This window comes from Klebsiella sp. BDA134-6, assembly GCF_015601345.1.
GTDB lineage: Bacteria > Pseudomonadota > Gammaproteobacteria > Enterobacterales > Enterobacteriaceae > Klebsiella > Klebsiella grimontii.
In genome coordinates, this window is the sequence record NZ_CP064784.1 from 3935207 (window position 1) to 3956582 (window position 21376).

Sequence of the window (21376 nt, forward strand, 5' to 3'; positions counted from 1 at the left end):
CGCAGTGCCGTCAATCCGCTAAAGTCGCCCCCCTTCTTCACCGGCATGGGGATTTTGCAGGCTATGTTTATTGGTTTTGACTACGGTACCGCTAACTGTTCGGTGGCGGTAATGCGCGAGAATACGCCGCAGCTGCTGACGCTGGAAAACGGCAGCTCACTGCTGCCATCAATGCTTTGCGCGCCGACCCGCGAAGCGGTCAGCGAGTGGCTCTACCGCCATCACGATGTCCCGCCCAGCGGTGATGAAAACCAGGCGCTGCTGCGTCGCGCCATCAGCTTCAACCGCGAGGAAGATATCGACGTACTCGGCAACAGCGTGCAGTTTGGTCTCGCTTCGCTGCATCAGTACGTTGAAGATCCGGAAGAAGTCTACTTCGTAAAGTCGCCGAAATCCTTTCTCGGCGCCAGCGGGCTCAAGCCGCAGCAGGTGGCGCTGTTTGAAGACTTAGTGTGCGCCATGATGCTGCATATCAAACTCCAGGCGCAAACGCAGCTGCCGGAAACCATCGACCAGGCGGTTATCGGCCGGCCGATTAACTTCCAGGGGCTAGGCGGCGATGACGCCAACACCCAGGCGCAGGGCATTCTCGAACGCGCGGCAAAGCGCGCGGGCTTCCGCGACGTCGTGTTTCAGTTTGAACCGGTCGCCGCCGGTCTGGATTTCGAAGCGACGCTGAGCGAGGAAAAACGCGTGCTGGTCGTCGATATCGGCGGCGGTACCACCGACTGTTCGCTGCTATTGATGGGGCCGCAGTGGCGTGAAAAAGCCGATCGCCAGCAAAGCCTGCTTGGCCACAGCGGCTGCCGGGTCGGCGGTAACGACCTCGATATCGCCCTGGCCTTTAAATGCCTGATGCCGCTGCTGGGCATGGGCGGCGATACCGAAAAAGGCATCGCGCTACCGATTCTGCCGTGGTGGAATGCGGTGGCGATTAACGACGTTCCGGCGCAAACTGATTTTTACAGCGCAGCCAACGGTCGCCTGCTTAACGATTTGCTGCGCAGCGCCCGCGATAGCGAAAAAGTCGCGCTGCTGCTGAAGGTCTGGCGTCAGCGTCTGAGCTATCGCCTGGTGCGGAGCGCGGAAGAGAGCAAAATCGCCCTCTCCGCGCAGCCGAACGTCACTACCGGGCTGCCGTTTATCAGCGACGAGCTGGCGACAGCCATCAGCCAGCAGGGTCTGGAAGCGGCGCTGGATCAGCCGCTGACCCGCATCATGGAGCAGGTTCAGCTGGCGCTGGATAACAGCAATGACAAGCCGGATGTGATTTACCTGACCGGCGGCAGCGCTCGCTCGCCGTTGATCAAAAAAGCGCTGGCGGCACACCTGCCGGGCATTCCGGTGGCCGGAGGCGATGATTTTGGCTCGGTCACCGCCGGGCTGGCCCGCTGGGCGCAGGTGGTGTTTCGTTAATCACACGGTACGATCCCGGATTGCGGCTGACGCCTTATCCGGGCTACAGGCCGGGGTTTTGTAGGCCGGGCAAGGCGTCAGCCGCCCGGCAACAATACAAACACAACATCAAAACCGCACTCTGTTATTTCCCTTCACGCCGTGAAACGTAATCCCGCCGCTGTTCGCCGGTGTAAATCTGCCGGGGACGATAAATCGTCAGCGGCGCTTCATGCATTTCGTTCCAGTGCGCCACCCAGCCAAGCGTTCTGCCTACGGCGGTAATCACCACAAACATCGATGAAGGCAGTCCCATCGCCTTGAGGATCACCGCGGTATAGAAATCCACGCTCGGCGACAGGCCATTTTCAACAAAGTACGGGTCGGTTAGCGCCACCTCTTCGAGGGCCATCGCCACCTGCAACGGCATGTCGGACATCCCCAGTTCTTCCAGTACCCGATGACAGGTCTCGCGCAAAATAGCGGCGCGCGGGTCAAGATGACGGTAGCGAGAGTTACCGAATCCCAGACGACGGAACGTCTGCGGGTCGCGTTTCGCTTTGCTCAGGAACGCCGGAATTTGATCGACGGTGTTGATCTCCTCCAGCATCCGCATACTGGCTTCGTTCGCCCCGCCGTGGGCCGGGCCCCACAGAGACGCAAGCCCGGCGGCGATGCAGGCAAAGAGATTCGCCCCGGAGGAGCCCGCCGCCCGGACGGTGGTCGTCGATGCGCACTGGCCGTGGTCGGCGTGCAGCACCAGGATCTGGTTCATCGCCTGCTCAATCACCGGATTCAGCTGATATTGTTCCGCCGGAATAGCAAACAGCATATGCAGGAAATTCCCCGCATAGGACAGATCGTTGCGCGGATACTGCGCCGGTTGCTCAATTGAAAACTTATAGCTCATCGCCGCGAGCGTTGGCATTTTCGACAGCAGGCGGGTGGCGGCCAGCGCGCGGTGCTCAGGATTTTCAACGTCCAGCACATCGTGATAGAACGCCGCCAGGGTGCCCACCAGGGCGCACATTAAGGCCATCGGATGCGAGTCGCGACGAAAGCTGCTGCACATGCGGGCAATCTGCTCATGTACCAGGCTATGGCGGGTAATCGTGTTTTTGAAGTCCTGATAGCTGGCTTCGTCAGGCGCATCGCCGCGCAGCAGAATCCAGGCCACTTCCAGGAAGTCGCACTGGCGTGCCAGCTGATCGACCGGATAGCCGCGGTGCAGCAGAATGCTCTTTTCGGTATCGATCCACGAGATGGCTGACGTACAGCCTGCGGTGTTAGCAAAGCCGGGGTCGAAACTGCATATCCCCGCGGAAGCCAGCGGACGAATATCCATGCCGAGGTAGCCCAGGGTCCCCGAGACCGTACTCAAAGGAATTGACTGTTGTTCATCCAAAGAAAGCGTTAGCGATTTCGTCGTCATCCTGTCAGGCCCCCTTCCACAACGAATGATGAATTAACCCGGGCGTTTCTCCGGGCGCAACGGCCAACATAACCAGAGTCGTCCGGCGATTCTTTGATATGGATAACCAAAACATTCATAAAACAGCGTTATTATCAGCGGTTTTATGTTGATTGCCCTTTAATAATTACCGATAAAAATAGCGCGTAATCGCGTGTTCACCTTGCGGTTTCCCTGCCATTACGCGCGCTCGCTACGATAATATCCGCTGCATAGCCGCGAACTTATCGTATTTGTTTTATCAATCTTTCGTCCGTTTCGCTTTCACTTCACGATACCAGCGCGGGTGATGTTTCTTCGCCCAGGTCTTCGTCACCCAGCCTTCTACCATCGCGGTTATCGTGCCCTTCACCCACAGCGCAGCGTAAATATGCACCATGATCACCACAATCAGCGCCACCGCAGAGAAGGAGTGCAGCATCAGCGCGAAGCGGATAACCGGGATGGAGAAGGCCGGCGCAAAGTACGGACGCCAGATGATCACGCCGCTCACCAGCAGCAGCACCAGGAAGATAATCGCCGCCCAGAACACGCATTTCTGGCCGAAGTTATAGCGCCCGGTGTCGCCCACTTCCTCGTTGACGACAATCTTGCGAATATTTTTCGCCCAGAAAATATCGTCCCGGTTGATCAGGTTGTGGTGCCAGTAGCGGAAGAACATGATGATGAACGAAGCAAACATAATCACGCCCACGAACGGGTGCAGAATACGCGCCAGCTGCGGGGTGCCCATGATGTGCATCAGCCAGTTGAAGGACGGGAAGAAAAAGCCCAGTCCGCTCACTGCCGCCAGCACGAAGCAGAAGGCGGTGACCCAGTGGTTGATTCGCTCCGGCGCGGTGTAGCGCACGATGGTGTCACGTCTTTTCATTTGCGCACCTCGTCTTTCTCTTCATCCAGATTGTCCTCTTCCTCTTCCGCGCGGTTCGGACCGACGCCGACGTAGTGGAAGATGCTGGCGGCGAAGGTGGCCGCAAAGCCGACCGCCGCGAGAGGCTTCCAGATCCCTTTCCAGAACTTAACCGTGGCGCTGATTTCCGGGTTCTCCGGCAGGCCGTGGTACAGGTTCGGCTTGTCGGCGTGGTGCAGCACGTACATCACGTGCGTGCCGCCAACGCCGGCCGGATCGTACAGCCCCGCGTTGTCATAGCCGCGGGTTTTCAGCTCGGCGACGCGCTCGCCCGCCAGCGTTTTCATCTCCTCTTTGGAGCCAAAGTGGATAGCGCCGGTCGGGCAGGTTTTCACGCACGCCGGCTCCTGGCCAACGTTAACGCGGTCGACGCACAGCGTGCATTTGTAGACGCGGTTGTCTTCCGGATTCAGGCGCGGCACGTTGAACGGACAGCCGGCGATGCAGTAACCACAGCCGATGCACTGCTCGGACTGGAAGTCGACGATGCCGTTGGCGTACTGAATGATCGCCCCTTCCGCCGGGCAGGCCTTCAGGCAGCCCGGGTCGGCGCAGTGCATACAGCCATCCTTACGGATGAGCCACTCCAGTTTATCGTTCTGCTCCACTTCCGAGAAGCGCATCACGGTCCAGGATTTGGCGGTCAGGTCGGCGGGGTTATCGTATACCCCGACGTTGTGACCGACTTCATCCCGGATGTCGTTCCACTCGGAACAGGCCACCTGGCAGGCTTTACAGCCGATACAGGTGGTGACGTCGATAAGCTTCGCCACCTCTTCCTGGTGGTCCCGCGCGCGGGGCGCGGGGGTGAAGCCGTTAGTCGCGGAACGACGGATAATGTCCTGAGATTGATAAGCCATAATTGGTCTCCGTTTACCCTTCATCTTTCAGTTTGCAGGTTCGTTGGTTTCCTTATTCATCCCGGTCACGTAGCGTTTCTACGCTCCCGGCATTCACGGCGTCACCGCCTTCCTGCAACCTGAAATCTATTGGGTATCCACCTTTTCCACGTTCACGAGGAAAGCTTTATATTCAGGCGTCTGCGAGTTCGCGTCCCCCACCGATGGCGTCAGCGTATTGGCCAGGAATCCTTTCCGCGTCGCCCCCTCAAAACCCCAGTGGCACGGAATACCGATGGTATTCACCGTACGGCCATCAATAGTCAGCGCCTGTATTCGCTTAGTCACTACCGCTTTGGCTTTAATAAACCCGCGCTTCGACATCACTTTTACCGTGTCCCCCGCGACGATGCCCTTCTCCTTCGCCAACGCCTCGCCAATTTCAACAAACTGCTCGGGCTGAACGATGGCGTTCAGCCGCGCATGCTTGGTCCAGTGACGGAACAGTTCGGTGATTGAGTAGGTTGTCGCCACGTAGGGGAACTCATCCGCCTTGCCCATATTCGCCAGGTCATCGTGAAAGATGCGCGCTACCGGGCTGGAGACCACTTTCGGGTGCAGCGGGTTAGTGCCAATCGGCGATTCTACAGGCTCATAGTGTTCCGGGAACGGGCCATCGTTTAGTTTGTCCAGCGAGAACAGGCGCGCCACGCCTTCCGGATTCATGATAAACGGCCCGACGTTGGTGCCCGGCGCCGCCTGGCTATAGTCGGCGACGTCCATACCGGTCCAGCGTTTGCCGTCCCAGTTCAGCAGCGAGCGCTGCGGATCCCAGGGTTTACCCGCCGGGTCCGCGGAGGCGCGGTTGTAGAGGATGCGGCGGTTCGCCGGCCAGGACCATGCCCAGCCGGGCGTACAGCCTAAACCATACGGGTCGCTATTATCGCGGTTCGCCATCTGATTGCCCTGCTCGGTCCAGCAGCCGCAGTAAACCCAGCAGTAGCTGCTGGTAGAACCGTCATCTTTTAGCTGCGCGAAGCTGCTCAACTGCTGGCCTTTTTTGACAACCACCCGGCCCTGCTCGTCAACGATATCGCGCAGCGCCTTGCCGTTGGCCTCCCTGGCGACCTCTTCCGGCTGCGGGTCGAGGGGATCGTGATAATCCCAGGACATATTCAGCACCGGCGCCGGGTTTGCGCCGCCCTCTTGCCGATACAGATCGCGCAGGCGCATAAACAGGCGACCGAGAATTTTGCCATCGTGGAGCGCTTCGCCCGGCGGTTCGGCCGCCGCCCAGTGCCACTGCAGCCAGCGGCCCGAATTAGCGATCGAACCGTTCTCTTCGGCGAAGCAGGAGGACGGCAGGCGGAAGACTTCGGTCTGGATATCTGCAGGACGCACGTCGTTCATTTCGCCGTGGTTCTGCCAGAAATTCGACGACTCGGTCACCAACGGATCGATCACCACCAGATATTTAAGCTTCGCCAGCGCGCGGGCGGATTTGTTTTTATCCGGGAACGCCGCCAGCGGGTTAAATCCCTGCACCACGTAGCCGTTGATTTTGCCCTGGGCCATCAGCTCGGCCTGGGTCATGACATCGTATAAACGATCCCATTTCGGCAGCCAGTCATAGCCCCAGCTGTTTTCCGCGGTTGCGGCATCGCCCCAGAAGCTTTTCATCATGCTGACGAAAAACTTCGGCGTATTTTGCCAGTAATTCACTTCGTTCACGCCCAGCGCCGCGGGGGTGATTTGTGAAATATAGCTCTGATAATCAACCTGTTTTTCCGACGGTAGCGGCATATATCCCGGCAGATTGGTCGAAAGCAGTCCCAGGTCGGTATAACCCTGAATATTGGAGTGCCCGCGCAGCGCGTTAACGCCGCCGCCTGCCATGCCGATATTGCCCAACAGCAGCTGTAGCATCGCGGCCGCGCGGATAGTTTGCGCTCCGGTGGTGTGATGGGTCCAACCGAGGGCATACAGGATTGTCGCGGTTCGATTCGCAGCGCTGGTGCTGGCTAACAGTTCGCAAATGCGCTGAAAATCGTGTAAAGAGGTGCCGCACAGGCGGTTGACAAGTTCCGGCGTATAGCGCTCAACGTGCTGTTTCAATAGATTCCAGACGCAGCGCGGATGGTTCCACGTATCATCGCGCCTGGCGTAGCCGTTAGCGTCGAGTTCATAGTTCCAGCTGACTTTATCGTACTGACGCTTCTGCGGATCAAAGCCGCTAAACAGCCCCTCGTCGAAATCATAATCTTCCCGCACGATCATGCTGGCGTTGGTGTAGTGACGCACGTACTCATGCTGTATCCGATCGTGTTCGATCAGATAGCGGATCGCGCCGAGCAGGAAAGCGCTGTCGGAGCCGGCGCGAATGGGCGCGTACAGGTCAGCCACCGCCGCGCTGCGGTTAAAGCGCGGATCAACGACGATAACGGTCGCATTATTTTTAATTTTGGCTTCGATAACCCATTTGAACCCTACCGGATGCGCTTCCGCCGCGTTGCCGCCCATAATCAGCACCACATTGGCGTTTTTAATATCCACCCAGTTGTTGGTCATCGCCCCACGACCAAAGGTTGGCGCCAGCGCCGATACCGTCGGGCCGTGGCAAAGGCGCGCCTGGCAGTCAATCGATACCATCCCCAGCGCGCGGGTAAATTTACCGTCAAGGATCCCGGTTTCATTACTCGCCGCCGAAGAGCACAGCATGCTGGTTGAGGTCCAGCGGTTGACGGTGACGCCCTGGGCATTCTTTTCGATAAAGTTGGCGTCGCGGTCATCTTTCATCAATCGCGCGATACGATCGATGGCCTCATCCCAGCTTATACGCGTCCACTTATCCGAGCCCGGCGCGCGGTACTCCGGATAGCGTAATCGGTTATCGCTGTGAATATAGTCCAGTACGCCTGCGCCTTTTGGGCACAGCGACCCGCGGCTCACGGGATGATCGGGGTCGCCTTCGACGTGATAAATGCGTTCACGCACGTTTTTGGCGTTATCTCCGAAGCTGTACATGAGGATCCCGCAGCCGACTGAACAGTAGGTGCAGTTATTACGGGTTTCTTTAGCTTTTAAGAGTTTATATTGACGCGTCTCTGCGTGAGCGGAAAACGAGGGAAGAAAACCAAGCGATGCTACGGTCGTCCCTGCCATACCACCCGCGCAGATGCGAAAGAACTGCCTGCGACTGAGCTCCATTGTGCCTCCAGCTTAAACTTAAGACAGGAAAAGGGACAATGATTATACGGGTATTTTTGACTTTTGCATCTGCTGTTAACATTTACGACAAATAATAAACAATCAATCCTTTTTATTTCAATTAGTTAAAATCAGTCGCTTTAAAACAGCGGCCAGGAATGTTAACACCATGCTAATCATTGTTATCCCCTGCCGTCAGCAATCCTTCGAACCGTACCTAACCTCATTCGACGATGCGGGCAATGCGCCGCCTTTATCCGGCCATCAATAACAACGGTAATTAACGTTTAATATAACTATCTGGTTTTATATGCGCTGCTTAAATAATTTATTGTCAATTTTTATATAACTATCGCGTGAATTCATGGCATAACATCATAAAACCGTATGTCGCGACTGAACTTTCCGCTTGCTTATCATCCAACTCCCCCATACGTTAACTTTTATTAAGAATTTTCTTACAGCAGGTCTGGCCAGTTCTCCGGCATGTAGATAACGCTGGAATAATATCTTCGGCACCAGCAGAATGCTGCGTTGTCCAGCCCTACACGTATATTTGCCGAATGGCGGAGGGTTATCTGTGCCAGTAGCAGAGTCCCTGTTCATTTTTACCGTACTGATTTATTAATCCATGCCATAAGGGGGCGTGATTGTATCGTTTGTGCGCTTTTTTTGATCTTATTCGCAGGAGCCACAGCGCGTATTTCTGGGCAATGTGCGGCGTCATCATTTCCCTGCTGTGGTGGGCGCCGGCGCGCGCGGAAGTCCGGCAGTTGGGTATCGATATCCCGGTCTACTGGTACGCCGACGCCAGCGATACAATGTCCCTCGACGCCTTTCTTTCGCTGCCAGAGGAGGCGCTAAAAACGGCGCCGCTTATCCCGTCGTTCGGCTATTCGTCAAAGACCTACTGGCTACGCACTTCGCTCCCGGCGGCCTGGTTTGCTGGCGAACAGCGCTGGCTGCAGCTCGGTCCGTCGTTTGTCGATCGCTTGACCGTTTTTTATCGCCCCTACGCTAGCGATGCCCCCTGGAAACAAAAAGAGTTTGGCGACCACGCTTCTGCCCGCGATAACGATCTCGACTACCGCGAAAGCGTGCTAATTTTACCGCCCCCGCCCACGGCGGCTGGCTACGAGATGGTCTTCCGTCTCCAGAGCACCAGCACCCTGATCCTGCTGGCGACGCTCTCGTCACCGCAGGAGTTCGTACGTTCGGCCACCCTCGATACCGCCTTCTGGAGTTTCTATTTTGGCCTGGCGGTGATTGCCAGCGGTATCGCCCTGTGGCTTGCCGTCGCGCTGCGCCGACGCCTGCTGTGGGGGATCTGCCTGTTCTCGCTCAACTATCCGCTCGTCGCGGCCCTTCATGGCTACCCGGAATGGCTCTTTGGCGACGCCCTACTGCCGGTGCAGGATTACATGATTAGCTGCCTGTCGCTGGTGAGCTATGCCACCGCGCTGTGGTTACATAGCGAAGTTTTCGATTTGAAGAAAAACATGCCGCGGCTGTATCAACTGCTGCTGGCGGCGATCGCCTTAAACATTATTCTGCAAATCAGTATCCCGCTAGGGTTTTACGGCCAGGCAATGCAGATTGAAGCGGGGATATTCTTCATCGCCGCGCCAATTCTGTTGATCACCTCATGGATGCTGTGGCGGCGCAAAGCGGTTGATATCAATACCCTGTTGTTGGGGCTGCTGCCGCCGGTATACGTGGTCTCCGCCGGGCTGGCGCTGCTCTCTATCCACGGCGTCATTCCGTTTCATAACATGGTTTATTCCACCTGGCAGTACGCGCTGATTATCCACATCGTCACCGTCCTGATCATTGCGGTGCTGCGGGTGCGGGCGGAAAACCGTACCCTGGTGCGCAAGCAGCAGCTGGCGCGGGAGCTACAGATTGAACGCGAGGCCAGCTTCCACCAGCGCCAGTTTATGGGAATGGTGGCGCATGAGTTCAGAACGCCGCTGGCGATCCTCCAGGCCGCGCTGGAAAATCTGCGCCTGAGTCCCGCAACCGTCACCCAGAGCTTGCGCCTCGATCGCATGCAGCGCGCGACAACCCGCCTGGTGCAGCTCACCGATAACTGCCTGGCCGACGCCCGCCTCTCCTCCCGAGACCTGCACGCCGACAAGCAGGATGCCGAACTGCTGCCGGTCATCCATATGGCGGCGACCGTCGTAGATCTTTCGCTTAATCATTATTTGAATGTCACCCTTGAGGGGCAAACTGTCGGCCCGCAATCCCCTTCACCGGTGCTGTTTATTGATAGCGGGCTGCTGTGTATTGCGATCGCCAACCTGCTCGATAACGCGGTTAAATATGCCGCAGCCGGGGAGATAAGAGTCGAGATTTATCAGCAGGAAAAGCACGTTGAATTACGCATTGGCGATCGCGGTCCCGGCATCCCGCCGGAACAGGTCGAGCATATTTACGAGCGCTATCGACGCGGCGAAACTCACACTACAACGCCGGCCGGGACCGGCCTTGGGCTGTACGTCGCCCGACAAATCATCCAGGCCCACGGCGGGGACCTATGGCTGGCAGAAAATAGCTCAGCCGGATGCGAATTTGCGCTCACTCTCCCGCTGACGGGACAGCAGAAGGACAAACCATGACATTACGCGTAGCTATCATCGAAGATAGCGCAGATCTACTCGACGAGCTGCTGGCTTTTCTGCGCCATCGCGGCTTCGACGCCTGGGGCGTCGGCAGCGCCGAGGCCTTCTGGCGGCAGCTGCATCGCGATCCGGTCGATATCGTACTTATCGATATTGGCCTGCCGGGCGAAGACGGGTTTAGCGTGCTGGACTATCTGCACGAGATTGGCCAGTTCGGCCTGGTCGTCATTACCGCCAGAGGGCATGAGCAGGATCGGCTCCAGGCCTTAAACGCCGGCGCCGACCTCTATCTCATCAAGCCGGTCAACTTTTCCGACCTCGCGGAGAGCATCCACGCGCTGGGCTCCCGGCTTCGCCAGCAACAACCGGCGGAAAGCGTCAATCCGGCGCCATTAGCGGAGCGGTCAGCCCCTTCCCACTGGATACTCCAGAGCGAGCGCCTGGTGGCGCCATCGGGGCGGATCCTGCCGCTAACACAGCAAGAGTACCGGCTGCTGGAAGTCTTAATGCGTAACCGCAATGAAGTGTGCAGCAAAGTTGACCTGCACACTTCTCTGTTTACCGATGAGGGCGAACCGGAACTGCACCGCATCGACGTGGTGATCAGCCGCCTGCGGCACAAGGCCCGCCTGCAGGGCATCACCCTGCCGATTCGCGCGATTTTTGGCAAAGGGCTGGCGTTTCTCTCTTGACCTTTTCCCAGCCGGCAGCGGCGGCGCTGCCGGCTATTGTTCCGCCATCCGCCCGGAGTGATGACTAGTATGTTTCCAGCCTGGTGTTTCTTGTTAATTTTTTTCAGTTTTTGAGAGGATTGAGAGAAATGAGACTGACAGCACATTAAGAATTTTCTTACATTGACAGGGCGTCGTGAGCGTTTTGACCCACAGCGGCTGAGCTAACAGGCTATTGCTGAATTTAGCACAAGCCGAATGCAGGCCGTTTGTCAGGCGCTTTTCGTTCGCGCATCGCGAGCACGGTTTAACGAAGAGTATAAAAATATTCGCGTGCCTGTGAGGTACATTTTTAAAACCAAAAATTAAGTTAAAGGATCTCAATTATGGCCATGCAAACATGGTTAGCCTTATTACTGTGCATATTTTGCCTTTGCGTTTCTGTTTATAGTCTGGTGTCGTATATCCGCGACAGGCGAAAACAGAAATTTCCATTTTCAGCAAAGAACTCTACGCGCAGAAAATAACTAAAGCCACATTAATAATAACGAAATCTGCATAGCAACAATCACCGCATACGCCCGGAGGATTGATCACAACATGGCGTTATGTTGATATATCAGGGAAATAACGCCATGAAAAAAGTAAACATCGCAATCAACACCAGAAATACCTTTCTCAGAGAATCATTGGTTTCCGTCGTCAATGAGCTCATCAGCCGCAGCGGTAATCTCAAAGTCGCTTTTTCTTATAAGCATAATGATTTTTTAGATAAAGATATCATCATCGCTGAAGTTCTCCCCGGCGAAATCTATCTGTGCAATACCAGCATAAAGAACCGTAAACAAAATAGTTCGGTGATTATCCTGCACAGCTATGACAAGTTACCGGAAAAAGAGCTGATCGTTAACTGTCTCAAGGGCGTTATCTTTGTCTCTATCAAATCGGTCAATATCGATAAAATGTTCGAAATTATTGCCCAGGAGCTAAAAAGGAGCGAAATTCCTCCCGACGCGCAGAGAAGCGACTCCACGCTCGTCTGCACCCATTGCCCGCATAAAATGCTCTCCAAATCGCAGGCTGCCGTCGCCACTGGCATCATCGATGGCTTTGATATCATTAAAATTTCTGCCCTCAACAAAGTCACCCCTAAAACCATCACCTGGCACAAAAGCAAAATCATGGAAAAATACAGTCTTAATAACAATCATGACTTTTTCCAGTTCATTAACTTGTTAAAAGAGCGCTGGTAAGCTCGCGCCCGCGCCCGCCGGTGAGCGCATTCTGGACGTTAAAATTAGGAATTTGACGGCTTGTCAGCGACGGGATTCCGAAAAAGATCGGTAACCTCAAAAACATCTACTCAGGGGTAACAGGCTGCGGGTACCATTACCCGGTTCCTCAATGTAAAAATACCGGAGCGTATTTTTATATAATAAGAACAACGTCTTTATCGAGGAATCTGTTACTTCGTCACATTGCCCCTTGCGTGCCTGTTAGGGGCCTCTTTTTCACTGCGGAACGCGCCCCCGTCAGAGAGGGCGCGCGACGATCAGGCTTCGGCCTGCTGAGGCGCGACTTCAGCCTCCGGGACCTCTTCCTGCAGTTGACCTTCATTTTTTGACAGCATCGCCGTCGCAATCCCGTTACCCAGCACGTTAATCGCTGAGCGCCCCATATCGAGGAAATGGTCAATGCCCATCAGCAGCAAAATACCCGCCACCGGAATATTGAAGCTCGGGATGGTGGCGGCCAGCACCACCAGCGCCGAACGCGGTACCCCGGCAATCCCTTTCGAGGCCAGCATCAGCGTCAGCATCATCACGGTAATTTCGCTAAAGCTCAGCTGAACATTATAGGCCTGAGCGATAAACATGGCGGCAAAAGAGCAGTACACCATTGAGCCGACCAGGTTAAAGGAGTAGCCGATGGGCAGCACAAACGACGCGATATTTCGCGAGCAGCCAAATTCCACCAGGCGCTCCAGGGTCTTCGGATAGGCCGCTTCGGAACTGCTGGTGGTGAACGCCACCAGCACCGGGTCTTTCAGCATATTCAGCAGGCGAAAAACCTCTTTCTTGAGCACCATATACCCTACCGCCAGCAGCACCGCGCTGGTCAGCAGGATCGCGACATAGTATCCGCCGATAAACGAGGCATAGTTAAGCAGGATCCCCAGCCCCTGCGAGGCGATAACCGAAGAGATAGCGGCGAAAATCGCCAGCGGCGCGACGTACATCACGTACCCGGTCACCTTCAGCATAATGTGGGAAACCACGTTGAGCGCCGCCACCAGCGGGGCATTGAATTTCTCTCCCAGCGACGCCCCGGCGATACCGAAGAACATTGAGAACACCACGATTTGCAGAATCTCGTTGCTGGCCATCGCTTCGGTAATGCTGGTTGGGATGGTATGGGTCAGAAAGCCTTTCAGGCTCATCCCGCTCACCGCCAGCCCGGTATCCACGGATTCTTTCGGGATCGCCAGGTTCAGGCCGGCGCCGGGATGCTCGAGGGTAACGATCACCAGCCCGACCAGAATGGAGAGAATTGACGAGGTAATAAACCACACCATGGCTTTACCGCCGACCCGGCCAATGGTCGCCGTTTCACCAAGGCGCATAATACCGACCGTCAGGGTACTGAAGACTAACGGCGCAATCACCATTTTAATCAGGCGCAGGAACACATCGGTCAGCAGCGTAATGTTTTCCGACCATGCGGTTATGGTCGTTTGCCCGGCGTAAGCGTGGATGGCCGCACCGGAGAGGATCCCCAGCAGCATGAAGATGACGATGAACAGCGTGAGTTTGTTTGCACTTGCCACAAAAATTAACCCCTGATTTATTTAACGTGTTGTTTTTTAATGTATATATTTTTTAATTATTGAAATACATTAAACATTCACCACATAAATTGAATAAAAGCAGGCGGGGTTACAACTCTTTTTTAGTTTTTATAGTAAAAGTTAATGTACTGGTTGATATGCATCAAACCGCGTCGTGCCGCCGGTAAGATGAAAAAGGCGCCGGCGTCAGAGACCAACCGGCGCAAAGAGGCATTAGCGTTTTACGGTATCCTCCAGGAAGAAACGTCCCAGCGGATTCTGATAAAAACCATCGATATTTTTGCGGCTGACGTTACGGTACGGGCTGTAGTAGAGGTCAACCCAGTTCACGTCGGCCTTAGCCATTTTTTGCAGGTCGATATACATCTGCTCGCGCTTTTTACCGTCCATTTCGACGCGCGCGGCAGCCACCAGCGCTTTTACCTGCTCGTTATGATAGCGAGTCATATAGTTCATATTGGCATCGTGACCAAGCACGAAAGTGGTTTTCTGATCGGGGTCGAGAATATCGTTGGTCCAGTACATCACCGAAATATCGTACTCTCCGGCCACCAGCATATCCCAGCTCTGGCTCGGGTCGACTTTTTGCAAATTCACCGTCACCCCGGCTTTCGCCAGCTGCTGTTGCAGCAAAATGGCAATCTGCTCATCGACTTCATCCCCGGCGTTGACCACGTAGTTCAGCTTCAGATCGGCAGCGCCCGCCGCTTTTAGCATCGCTTTGGCCTTCTGCGGATCGTAAGGCCGACGAAGATTATCCTGATAGTGGTAAAGCGCCCCGGCGGGAATATAGGAGTTGGCCACCTGGCCGTATCCAAAGGTCACGGTCTTCACGATCGCGTCTTTATCAATCGCGAAGTCCAGCGCCTGGCGCACCTCTACCTTGCCCAGCGCGCCGTGAGAATGGTTGATCAGCAGATGGTCCTCGCGCGTGGAGGGGTCCAGCTCCACCTTCAGATTGGCATCCTTTTGTAACGATGCAATGCGCGAGAAAGGCACGGTCAGCGCGGCGTCGAGCTCGCCGGCCTGCACCTTCAGCATGCGGGTATTATCGTCCGGAATGGTTAACCACTCCACGCCATCGAGGCTAACGTTTTTCGCCTGCCAGAAGTGCGGGTTCTTCACCAGCACGATCTTTTCCCCGCGCAGCCACTCTTTCACGCTAAACGCGCCGGAGCCCACGGGTTTTTCGGCAAACGCCTCTTCGCCTTCCGCTTTCATCGCCTTCTGCGAAATCACCGAGGCGTTCGGCAGGGCAAGCTGCGACAAGAACGGCGCTGACGGCGATTTCAGCGTCACTACCAGCGTGCGCGGGTCCGGGGCTTCCGCTTTGGCAATAATGCTATAGGAGTCGCGCCACAGCGAGCCTTCATCATCGCGGATACGAATTAAGCTAAACGCCGCATCGCTGGCGGTCAGCGGTGTGCCGTCAGAGAAGGTCGTGTCGCGAATTTTAAAAGTGTAGACCTTGCCATCCGGAGAAATCGTCCAGCTCTCAGCCACGCCCGGCTCCAGCTTCGTCCCGCTCTTATCTACCCGCACCAGCGGGTCAAAAACGTTGGAAAAGACCCAGTTATCCGCGTTTTGCGCCGATTTTATCGGGTCAAACGTGGTGCTGTCCTCCCGGCGGCCAATGGTCAATACCCCCGCCGCCTGGGCCATTTCGCTCACCACGCTAAGCGCCAGAAAAACGCTCGCCGCCAGTAACTTAACTTGCCTGTGCTTCATCAAAAGATCCCCCTGTTAAAGGAAAAACGGTCTCATCACCCGCGAGGTTGAGCACGCAGGCATAAGCGCGGTCGGCAATCTGCCGGGTTGGTGGTGGTGCGCCGGTGCGGCACTGCACCTGCGCATAAGGGCAGCGCGGATGAAATGCACAGCCTTGTGGAACGGCAACGGGGCTGGGCGGCTCGCCCCCCAGCAAATTCTTCGGTAGGGGTTTATCCGGGTCGATTTCCGGGATCGCCGAGACCAGCGCGGCGGTATAAGGATGCAGCGGACGGGTGAAGACCGCCTCTGCCGGCCCCTCCTCCACAATCCGCCCAAGGTACATTACCGCCACCCGATCGCAGAGCCGCCGCACAATCGCCAGATCGTGGGCGATAAACAGAATCGCCAGCCCCATCTTCTCCCGCAGCTCCATCAGCAGGTTGACGATCTGTCCCTGAATAGAGACGTCCAGCGCCGCGACGCACTCATCGGCCACGATCAGCCGCGGCTCCATGGCCAGCGCTCTGGCAATACCGACGCGCTGGCACTGGCCGCCGCTAAGCTGGGCTGGTTTCGCGCTGGCCTGCTGCGGACGCAGGCCGACCAGGGTGAGCAGTTCTGCTACCCGCAGCGCCTCCTGCCCGCGGGGCACTTTTTGATGCACGCGCAGCACCTCGGCGATGCTCTCTCCCACGGTCTGCCGCGGGTTTAACGAGGCAAAGGGATCCTGGAAAATCATCGCGCTTTGCTGGCGCAGACGGGCGATATCGCTGGTTAAGCCATGGGTAATACGCTGCCCCTCGAACCGCACCTCGCCATCGGCTACCCGTTCAAGCTGTAACAGCGCTCGGCCAAGCGTGCTCTTGCCGCTGCCGGACTCGCCGACCAGACCGAGCGTTTCGCCAGGAAAGATCTGCATCGTGACCTGGTTCACCGCGTGCACGACCCGCTTCGGCTGCCAAAGACCGCCCGATACCGGGAAGGTGACGCAAAGATTATCGGCCTCAAGCAGCGGCCAGTGAGCGTTAACCATTATCCCTCCTGCCGGGTCAGCGTGGGTAACCGGTGATGACAAGCCACCGCGTGGCTATGGCGATCCTGTCCGTAATGCAGCGGCGGCTGCTGCAGGCACGCTTCATCGGCGCGGCGGCAGCGCGGATGAAAGCGACAGCCTGATGGAAAGTGGTCGGCGCTCGGCGGCTGGCCGTCGATGATCGTCAGCCTCCCCCGTCCGCCTTCGCTGGCCGGCTGACAATCAATAAGCCCGCGGGTATAAGGGTGCAGCGGCCCGGCGAGCACTTCGCGTTTGTCGCCCACCTCGCAGAGCCTGCCGCCGTACATCACCGCGATCCGGTCGCAGGTTTGCGCCACCACCCCGAGATCGTGGGTGATCATAATGACCGCCAGCCCCAGCTCGGCACGTAGGTCGCTGAGCAGGCGCAAAATCTGCATCTGCACGGTGACGTCCAGCGCGGTCGTCGGTTCGTCGGCAATCAGCAGCCGCGGTTCCGGCGCGAGGGCGACGGCGATCATCACCCTCTGGCGCATCCCGCCGGAAAATTCGTGCGGATAGCTATTGAGCCGATTCTGCGGGTCCGGGATGCCGACCTGGCGCAGCAGGGCCAGCGCATCCTCCCGCGCCTGACGGCGGTTTGCCGCAAAATGGAGGCGCCGGCTTTCTGCGATCTGCTCCCCAATGGTCATCACCGGATTGAGATGGCTGGTCGGGTTCTGGAAAATCATACCGATTTCCCGCCCGCGCACCGCCGACATTTGCCCTTCGCTGAGGGGCAAAATATCCCGGCCGTCGAGCACAACCTCACCGCCGCTAATCCGCAGTCCGTCCCCCGGCAGCAGGCGCATCAGCGCCCGGCAGGTCACGGTTTTTCCCGACCCGCTTTCGCCAACCAGCCCCAGCATCTCCCCGGCTTCAAGCGCGAATGAGACGTTATCGACCAGCGCGATATCCTCGCCGCGCGTAACCGTCAGGCGATTCACCTTCAGCAAACTCATCCCCGTCCTCCTAACTTGTCGCCGAGCCCATCGGCCAGCAGGCTAAAGCCCATCGCCAGCAGCACGATGGCGAGCCCAGGAAAGGTGGTTATCCACCATGCGGTAGTGATAAAGCTCTGCCCTTCGGCCACCATAACGCCCCATTCGGCGGTTGGCGGCTGCACGCCGAGCCCGAGATAGCTCACCGCAGCTCCGTTCAGCAGCACCAGTACGCAGTCGGACATCGAAAAAACGATCGCTCCGGTTAGCGCGTTCGGCAGCAGATGGCGGAACAAAATCCGCAGATGGCCGTAGCCCAGACTGCGGGCCGCCAGAATAAAATCGCGCTGTTTCAGCGTCAGTACCTGAGCGCGCACCAGCCGGGCGTATGAGACCCAGCCCACCATCGCCATCGCGATGTAAAAGCTGCTCAGCCCCGGCCCGAGAATGGCGATGATTGCCAGCATCAGCACCAGAAACGGAAAGGCCAGCACGATATCAATAACCCGCATCACCAGCGCATCGACCACGCCGCCAGAATAGCCGGCAAGCGCCCCCAGCGCGGTGCCGAGCATAAAGGGGAACAGCACCCCCAGCAGGCAGATTTGTAGATCGACCCGCGCTCCCCACAGCACGCGGGAAAAAACGTCGCGGCCAAAGTTGTCGGTACCGAAGAGATGCGCGCCGCCCGGCGACAGCAGGCTGGAAGAGGCGTCCTGGGCAATCGGATCGAACGGCGCGATCCACGGCGCCAGACAGGCGACCAGCAGCCATAGCCCGACGATCGCCAGTCCGGCACAGAGCGCCTGCTGACGCGGGATAGCCCGCTGACGCAGGCGGGAAAACGTCGCTATCGCCTTCATAGTTTTATCCTCGGGTCGAGGGCTACGGTAAGAATATCCGCCAGCAGGCTGACCGCTACGGTCGCGAGAGCAAAGACCATCACCACGCCCTGTACCACCATGTAGTCGCGGCTAAAAATCGCTTTAACCAACAGCTGTCCGAGGCCAGGGATGGCAAAGACGCTTTCGATCACCACCGTACTGCCGATGAGCCAGCCAATATTCACCGCCAGCAGATTGATGGTCGGCACCAGAGAGTTCGGCAGCACGTGCCGCCAGAAGATACGTCTTTCCTGCTGCCCCCGCGCCCGGGCCGCCACCACATAGTCGCTATTCATCTCCATCAGCAGGCTGGCGCGCAGGTTGCGAATCAATACCGCCGACAGCGCCAGCGCCACGGTCAGGCACGGCAGAACCATATGGTGCAGCTGGTCTAAAAAATCGCTGCCGTAGCCGGAGACCGGAAACCAGCCGAGCACGATACTGAACAGCAGAATCAACATGATACCGAGCCAGAACGCCGGAAACCCGAGCCCGGCGGTCGTAAACAGACGAATCAGCCGATCGGCGAGGCGCCCGCGCTGGCGGGCGGCTATCGCCGCCAGCGGTACCGTCAACGCTATTGCCAGCAGAACGCTGCCGAGCACCAGCCATAGCGTCGGTTCCAGACGCGAAGTAATCAGCTTCAGGGTATCGACCCGGTAAACAATTGACTTACCCAGCTCGCCCTGCAGCAGATTGCGCAGAAAATAGCCGTACTGAACCCACAGCGGTTCATCAAGGCCAAACTGCGCGCGGATGCGGGCCAGCGCCGCCGGCGTGCTGCGCACCCCGAGCAGAATACGCGCCGGATCGCCAGGGATGGCGCGCACCATCATGAAGGTGATCAGGCTGATACCCAGCAGAACCGGCAGCAGCTGTAGCGGGCGAAGAAGCAAAAAGCGGTAACGGTGCATCAACAGCCTCCCGCGTCGCGCTGGCGCGCCAGAAAATCGAGCAGTACCGGGTAGTAAGCCTGCGGCTCTTCGTAAAACGGCATATGGCTGCTGTTGGCAAAAATGGCAATTTCGGCGTTCGCCAGCCCCTGCTTCATTTTCAGGGCGCAGGCGGGCGTCAGTTCATCGTGCTGGCCGCTGGTGATCAGACAGGGCGCGCGGATTGACGCCAGTTCAGCGCTGCGGTTCCAGTTTTTCAAATTGCCGGTATAGAGGAATTCGTTCGGCCCCTGCATGGTGGTATACGGCCCCATATTCCAGTCCCCAAGCGAGCGGATAACCGGCTCTGGCCAGACGTCAAGACGGCACACGTGGCGATAATTCAGCAGAGTAATCGCCGCCTGATAGGCCGGATGATCCAACCAGCCGAGCGCTTCGTAGCGCTGCATCATCGCGACGGTTTCTGGCCCCAGCGCCCCGCGCAGACGGTTTAGCTCCTGCACCAGATGCGGCATATCAGCGACGGTGTTTTCCAGAATCAGCGAGCGAATTGCGCCAGGATGGTGCAACGCCACTTCAATCGCCAGCCATCCGCCCCACGAGTGACCAAGCAGATGCACCTTACCGAGCCCCAGCGCCTGACGCACGGTCTCCACTTCACGCACGTAGCGCGCCATCGTCCACAGGCTGGCATCATCCGGCCGATCGGACTTGCCGGTACCCAACTGGTCAAACGCGATCACCCGATAACCGTGAAGCTTCAGGCAGGAGTGGGCTTCGCGCAGATAATCGCAGGGCAGCCCCGGCCCGCCGTTGAGGCAGAGAACGGTCTCCTCGCCGTCGCCAAACTGATAGGCCACGACGTTATATCCCTCCACCGCAATGTTATGGCACTGATCGGGCGCTATTTCGCTCCACATGGTGTACTCCTCATCGTCAATAGCGCGGTTCTGGCGTTGCGTTAACGCTAACGGCAACGCCGGAGGCTGAACAGTTAGCAAAAATACTAGTTTTGCGCGGCGCCGGTGCGGCACCGGAATTGCATGCCTTTTGCGCTAACTATTGACGGATTTGCACAAATCGTGCCCGTCGCAGGTCTCGTTTTAGATGAAGGGGGTTATATGCGACTGGAATTTGAACGCCCCGGCAGCGCGCGGGCGGCCAGCCTGGATGAGGCATTCAGCGGACTTTTTCAGGCCACCCGGAAGTTAGGATTTGACGCGGTCATTTACGACTACACGCCGGTCCCGCGTTCTTTGGAAGGGGAGCTGATTACGCCTTCGCTGCTGAAAACGTGCAATGTGCCGGAAGATATGCGCCAGCTATGGTGCGAGCGCGGATATTACCAGGTTGATCCGGTGCAGCACTGCGCGCTAGAAAGCTGCGCGCCTTTTGTCTGGTCCTATCAACGACCGGACAACAGCATGCTGCGCGGGAGGTTGAACAATCACGCCACCGCGGTCACCGACTATATGCGCGAACATAATATGCCCTGCGGGGCGACGGTTCCCCTGCATCTCCCCAACGGCAGTTTCGTCACTCTCACCGGCATCCATACCGGCCAGCGTCAGGAACGGGAAATCAGCGCCACCCTGGCGCAGCTGATGCTGCTCGCCCACCAGTTTCAGGAGTCGGCGTTTCCGCTGTTCGACAGCACCCTGCTTACCTGCCGTCATGTGAAGCTAAGCAACCGCGAGCGCGAATGCCTGGCGTGGTCCGCCGAAGGACTTACCGCCAAAGAGATCGCCCGCAAGCTGCACCGCTCGGTGGCGACGGTGACGCTGCATCTTAATACCGCAGCCAAAAAGCTCGGCGCCAGCAACCGCGTACAGGCGGTAGTCCGCGCCCTGCACTACCGTCTGCTCGACAGCTAAGAACTAGCATTTTTGCTAGTGTTCAGCCGCGGTTGCCACCCTTTACCCTGAAAGCCGG

General features: G+C 57.4%; 17 protein-coding genes. 6 read left to right on the forward strand and 11 right to left on the reverse strand.

Annotation, left to right across the window (positions count from 1 at the left end; translation table 11 throughout):
* Nucleotides 1-63 precede the first annotated feature (63 nt).
* Nucleotides 64-1416 carry a molecular chaperone gene (gene yegD / locus IYV58_RS18155; protein ID WP_142446893.1) on the forward strand — a complete coding sequence of 451 codons (1353 nt, stop codon included), beginning with the start codon at nucleotides 64-66 and terminating at the stop codon, nucleotides 1414-1416.
* 124 nt (nucleotides 1417-1540) lie between these two features.
* On the opposite strand, the gene IYV58_RS18160 is transcribed toward yegD, so the two are convergent.
* From IYV58_RS18160 to fdnG, 4 genes are all read right to left on the reverse strand, one after another.
* Nucleotides 1541-2827, reverse strand: a complete 1287-nt coding sequence (locus IYV58_RS18160; protein WP_004122544.1) for a citrate synthase — start codon at nucleotides 2825-2827, stop codon at nucleotides 1541-1543.
* Between the two features lie 280 nt (nucleotides 2828-3107).
* Nucleotides 3108-3737 (reverse strand): formate dehydrogenase cytochrome b556 subunit, encoded by a 630-nt coding sequence (gene fdoI / locus IYV58_RS18165; RefSeq protein WP_004122546.1) that lies wholly within the window; start codon nucleotides 3735-3737, stop codon nucleotides 3108-3110.
* A complete protein-coding gene (gene fdxH, locus IYV58_RS18170) occupies nucleotides 3734-4636 on the reverse strand; it encodes a formate dehydrogenase subunit beta (protein WP_004122548.1) in 903 nt (300 codons plus the stop codon). Before fdxH ends, fdoI begins: the two co-directional genes overlap by 4 nt.
* Before the next feature lie 126 nt (nucleotides 4637-4762).
* Nucleotides 4763-7822 (reverse strand): formate dehydrogenase-N subunit alpha, encoded by a 3060-nt coding sequence (gene fdnG / locus IYV58_RS18175; protein WP_142446785.1) that lies wholly within the window; start codon nucleotides 7820-7822, stop codon nucleotides 4763-4765.
* Nucleotides 7823-8535: 713 nt separating this feature from the next.
* Between fdnG and IYV58_RS18180 the strand changes: the two genes are divergently transcribed.
* From IYV58_RS18180 to IYV58_RS18195, 4 genes are all read left to right on the forward strand, one after another.
* On the forward strand, nucleotides 8536-10443 hold the full coding sequence (locus tag IYV58_RS18180) for a sensor histidine kinase (protein WP_087829099.1): 1908 nt from the start codon (nucleotides 8536-8538) through the stop codon (nucleotides 10441-10443).
* Nucleotides 10440-11138 carry a response regulator transcription factor gene (locus IYV58_RS18185; protein WP_004122558.1) on the forward strand — a complete coding sequence of 233 codons (699 nt, stop codon included), beginning with the start codon at nucleotides 10440-10442 and terminating at the stop codon, nucleotides 11136-11138. The genes IYV58_RS18180 and IYV58_RS18185 overlap by 4 nt, the downstream gene beginning before the upstream one ends.
* A 365-nt stretch (nucleotides 11139-11503) precedes the next feature.
* Complete coding sequence (locus IYV58_RS18190; RefSeq protein WP_004138686.1) at nucleotides 11504-11644, forward strand: small membrane protein; 141 nt, start codon at nucleotides 11504-11506, stop codon at nucleotides 11642-11644.
* A 108-nt stretch (nucleotides 11645-11752) separates the two neighbouring features.
* Complete coding sequence (locus IYV58_RS18195) at nucleotides 11753-12370, forward strand: helix-turn-helix transcriptional regulator (protein WP_004122561.1); 618 nt, start codon at nucleotides 11753-11755, stop codon at nucleotides 12368-12370.
* 299 nt (nucleotides 12371-12669) lie between these two features.
* On the opposite strand, the gene IYV58_RS18200 is transcribed toward IYV58_RS18195, so the two are convergent.
* From IYV58_RS18200 to IYV58_RS18230, 7 genes are all read right to left on the reverse strand, one after another.
* Nucleotides 12670-13902: a dicarboxylate/amino acid:cation symporter gene (locus IYV58_RS18200; protein WP_211172223.1), complete on the reverse strand. Its 1233-nt coding sequence runs from the start codon at nucleotides 13900-13902 to the stop codon at nucleotides 12670-12672.
* A gap of 276 nt (nucleotides 13903-14178) precedes the next feature.
* Complete coding sequence (locus tag IYV58_RS18205) at nucleotides 14179-15693, reverse strand: ABC transporter substrate-binding protein (RefSeq protein ID WP_004122573.1); 1515 nt, start codon at nucleotides 15691-15693, stop codon at nucleotides 14179-14181.
* On the reverse strand, nucleotides 15674-16708 hold the full coding sequence (locus IYV58_RS18210) for an ABC transporter ATP-binding protein (RefSeq protein ID WP_049113245.1): 1035 nt from the start codon (nucleotides 16706-16708) through the stop codon (nucleotides 15674-15676). Before IYV58_RS18210 ends, IYV58_RS18205 begins: the two co-directional genes overlap by 20 nt.
* Nucleotides 16708-17688, reverse strand: a complete 981-nt coding sequence (locus IYV58_RS18215; RefSeq protein ID WP_154902418.1) for an ABC transporter ATP-binding protein — start codon at nucleotides 17686-17688, stop codon at nucleotides 16708-16710. Before IYV58_RS18215 ends, IYV58_RS18210 begins: the two co-directional genes overlap by 1 nt.
* Nucleotides 17685-18530: an ABC transporter permease gene (locus IYV58_RS18220; RefSeq protein ID WP_049113248.1), complete on the reverse strand. Its 846-nt coding sequence runs from the start codon at nucleotides 18528-18530 to the stop codon at nucleotides 17685-17687. The genes IYV58_RS18215 and IYV58_RS18220 overlap by 4 nt, the downstream gene beginning before the upstream one ends.
* On the reverse strand, nucleotides 18527-19465 hold the full coding sequence (locus IYV58_RS18225) for an ABC transporter permease (RefSeq protein WP_004122588.1): 939 nt from the start codon (nucleotides 19463-19465) through the stop codon (nucleotides 18527-18529). Before IYV58_RS18225 ends, IYV58_RS18220 begins: the two co-directional genes overlap by 4 nt.
* Nucleotides 19465-20364, reverse strand: a complete 900-nt coding sequence (locus IYV58_RS18230) for a proline iminopeptidase-family hydrolase (protein WP_049113251.1) — start codon at nucleotides 20362-20364, stop codon at nucleotides 19465-19467. Before IYV58_RS18230 ends, IYV58_RS18225 begins: the two co-directional genes overlap by 1 nt.
* A gap of 201 nt (nucleotides 20365-20565) precedes the next feature.
* Here IYV58_RS18230 and IYV58_RS18235 point away from each other — a divergent pair, with 201 nt between their 5' ends.
* Nucleotides 20566-21318, forward strand: coding sequence for a helix-turn-helix transcriptional regulator (locus IYV58_RS18235; protein WP_142481692.1), 753 nt, complete (start codon nucleotides 20566-20568; stop codon nucleotides 21316-21318).
* Nucleotides 21319-21376 lie beyond the last annotated feature (58 nt).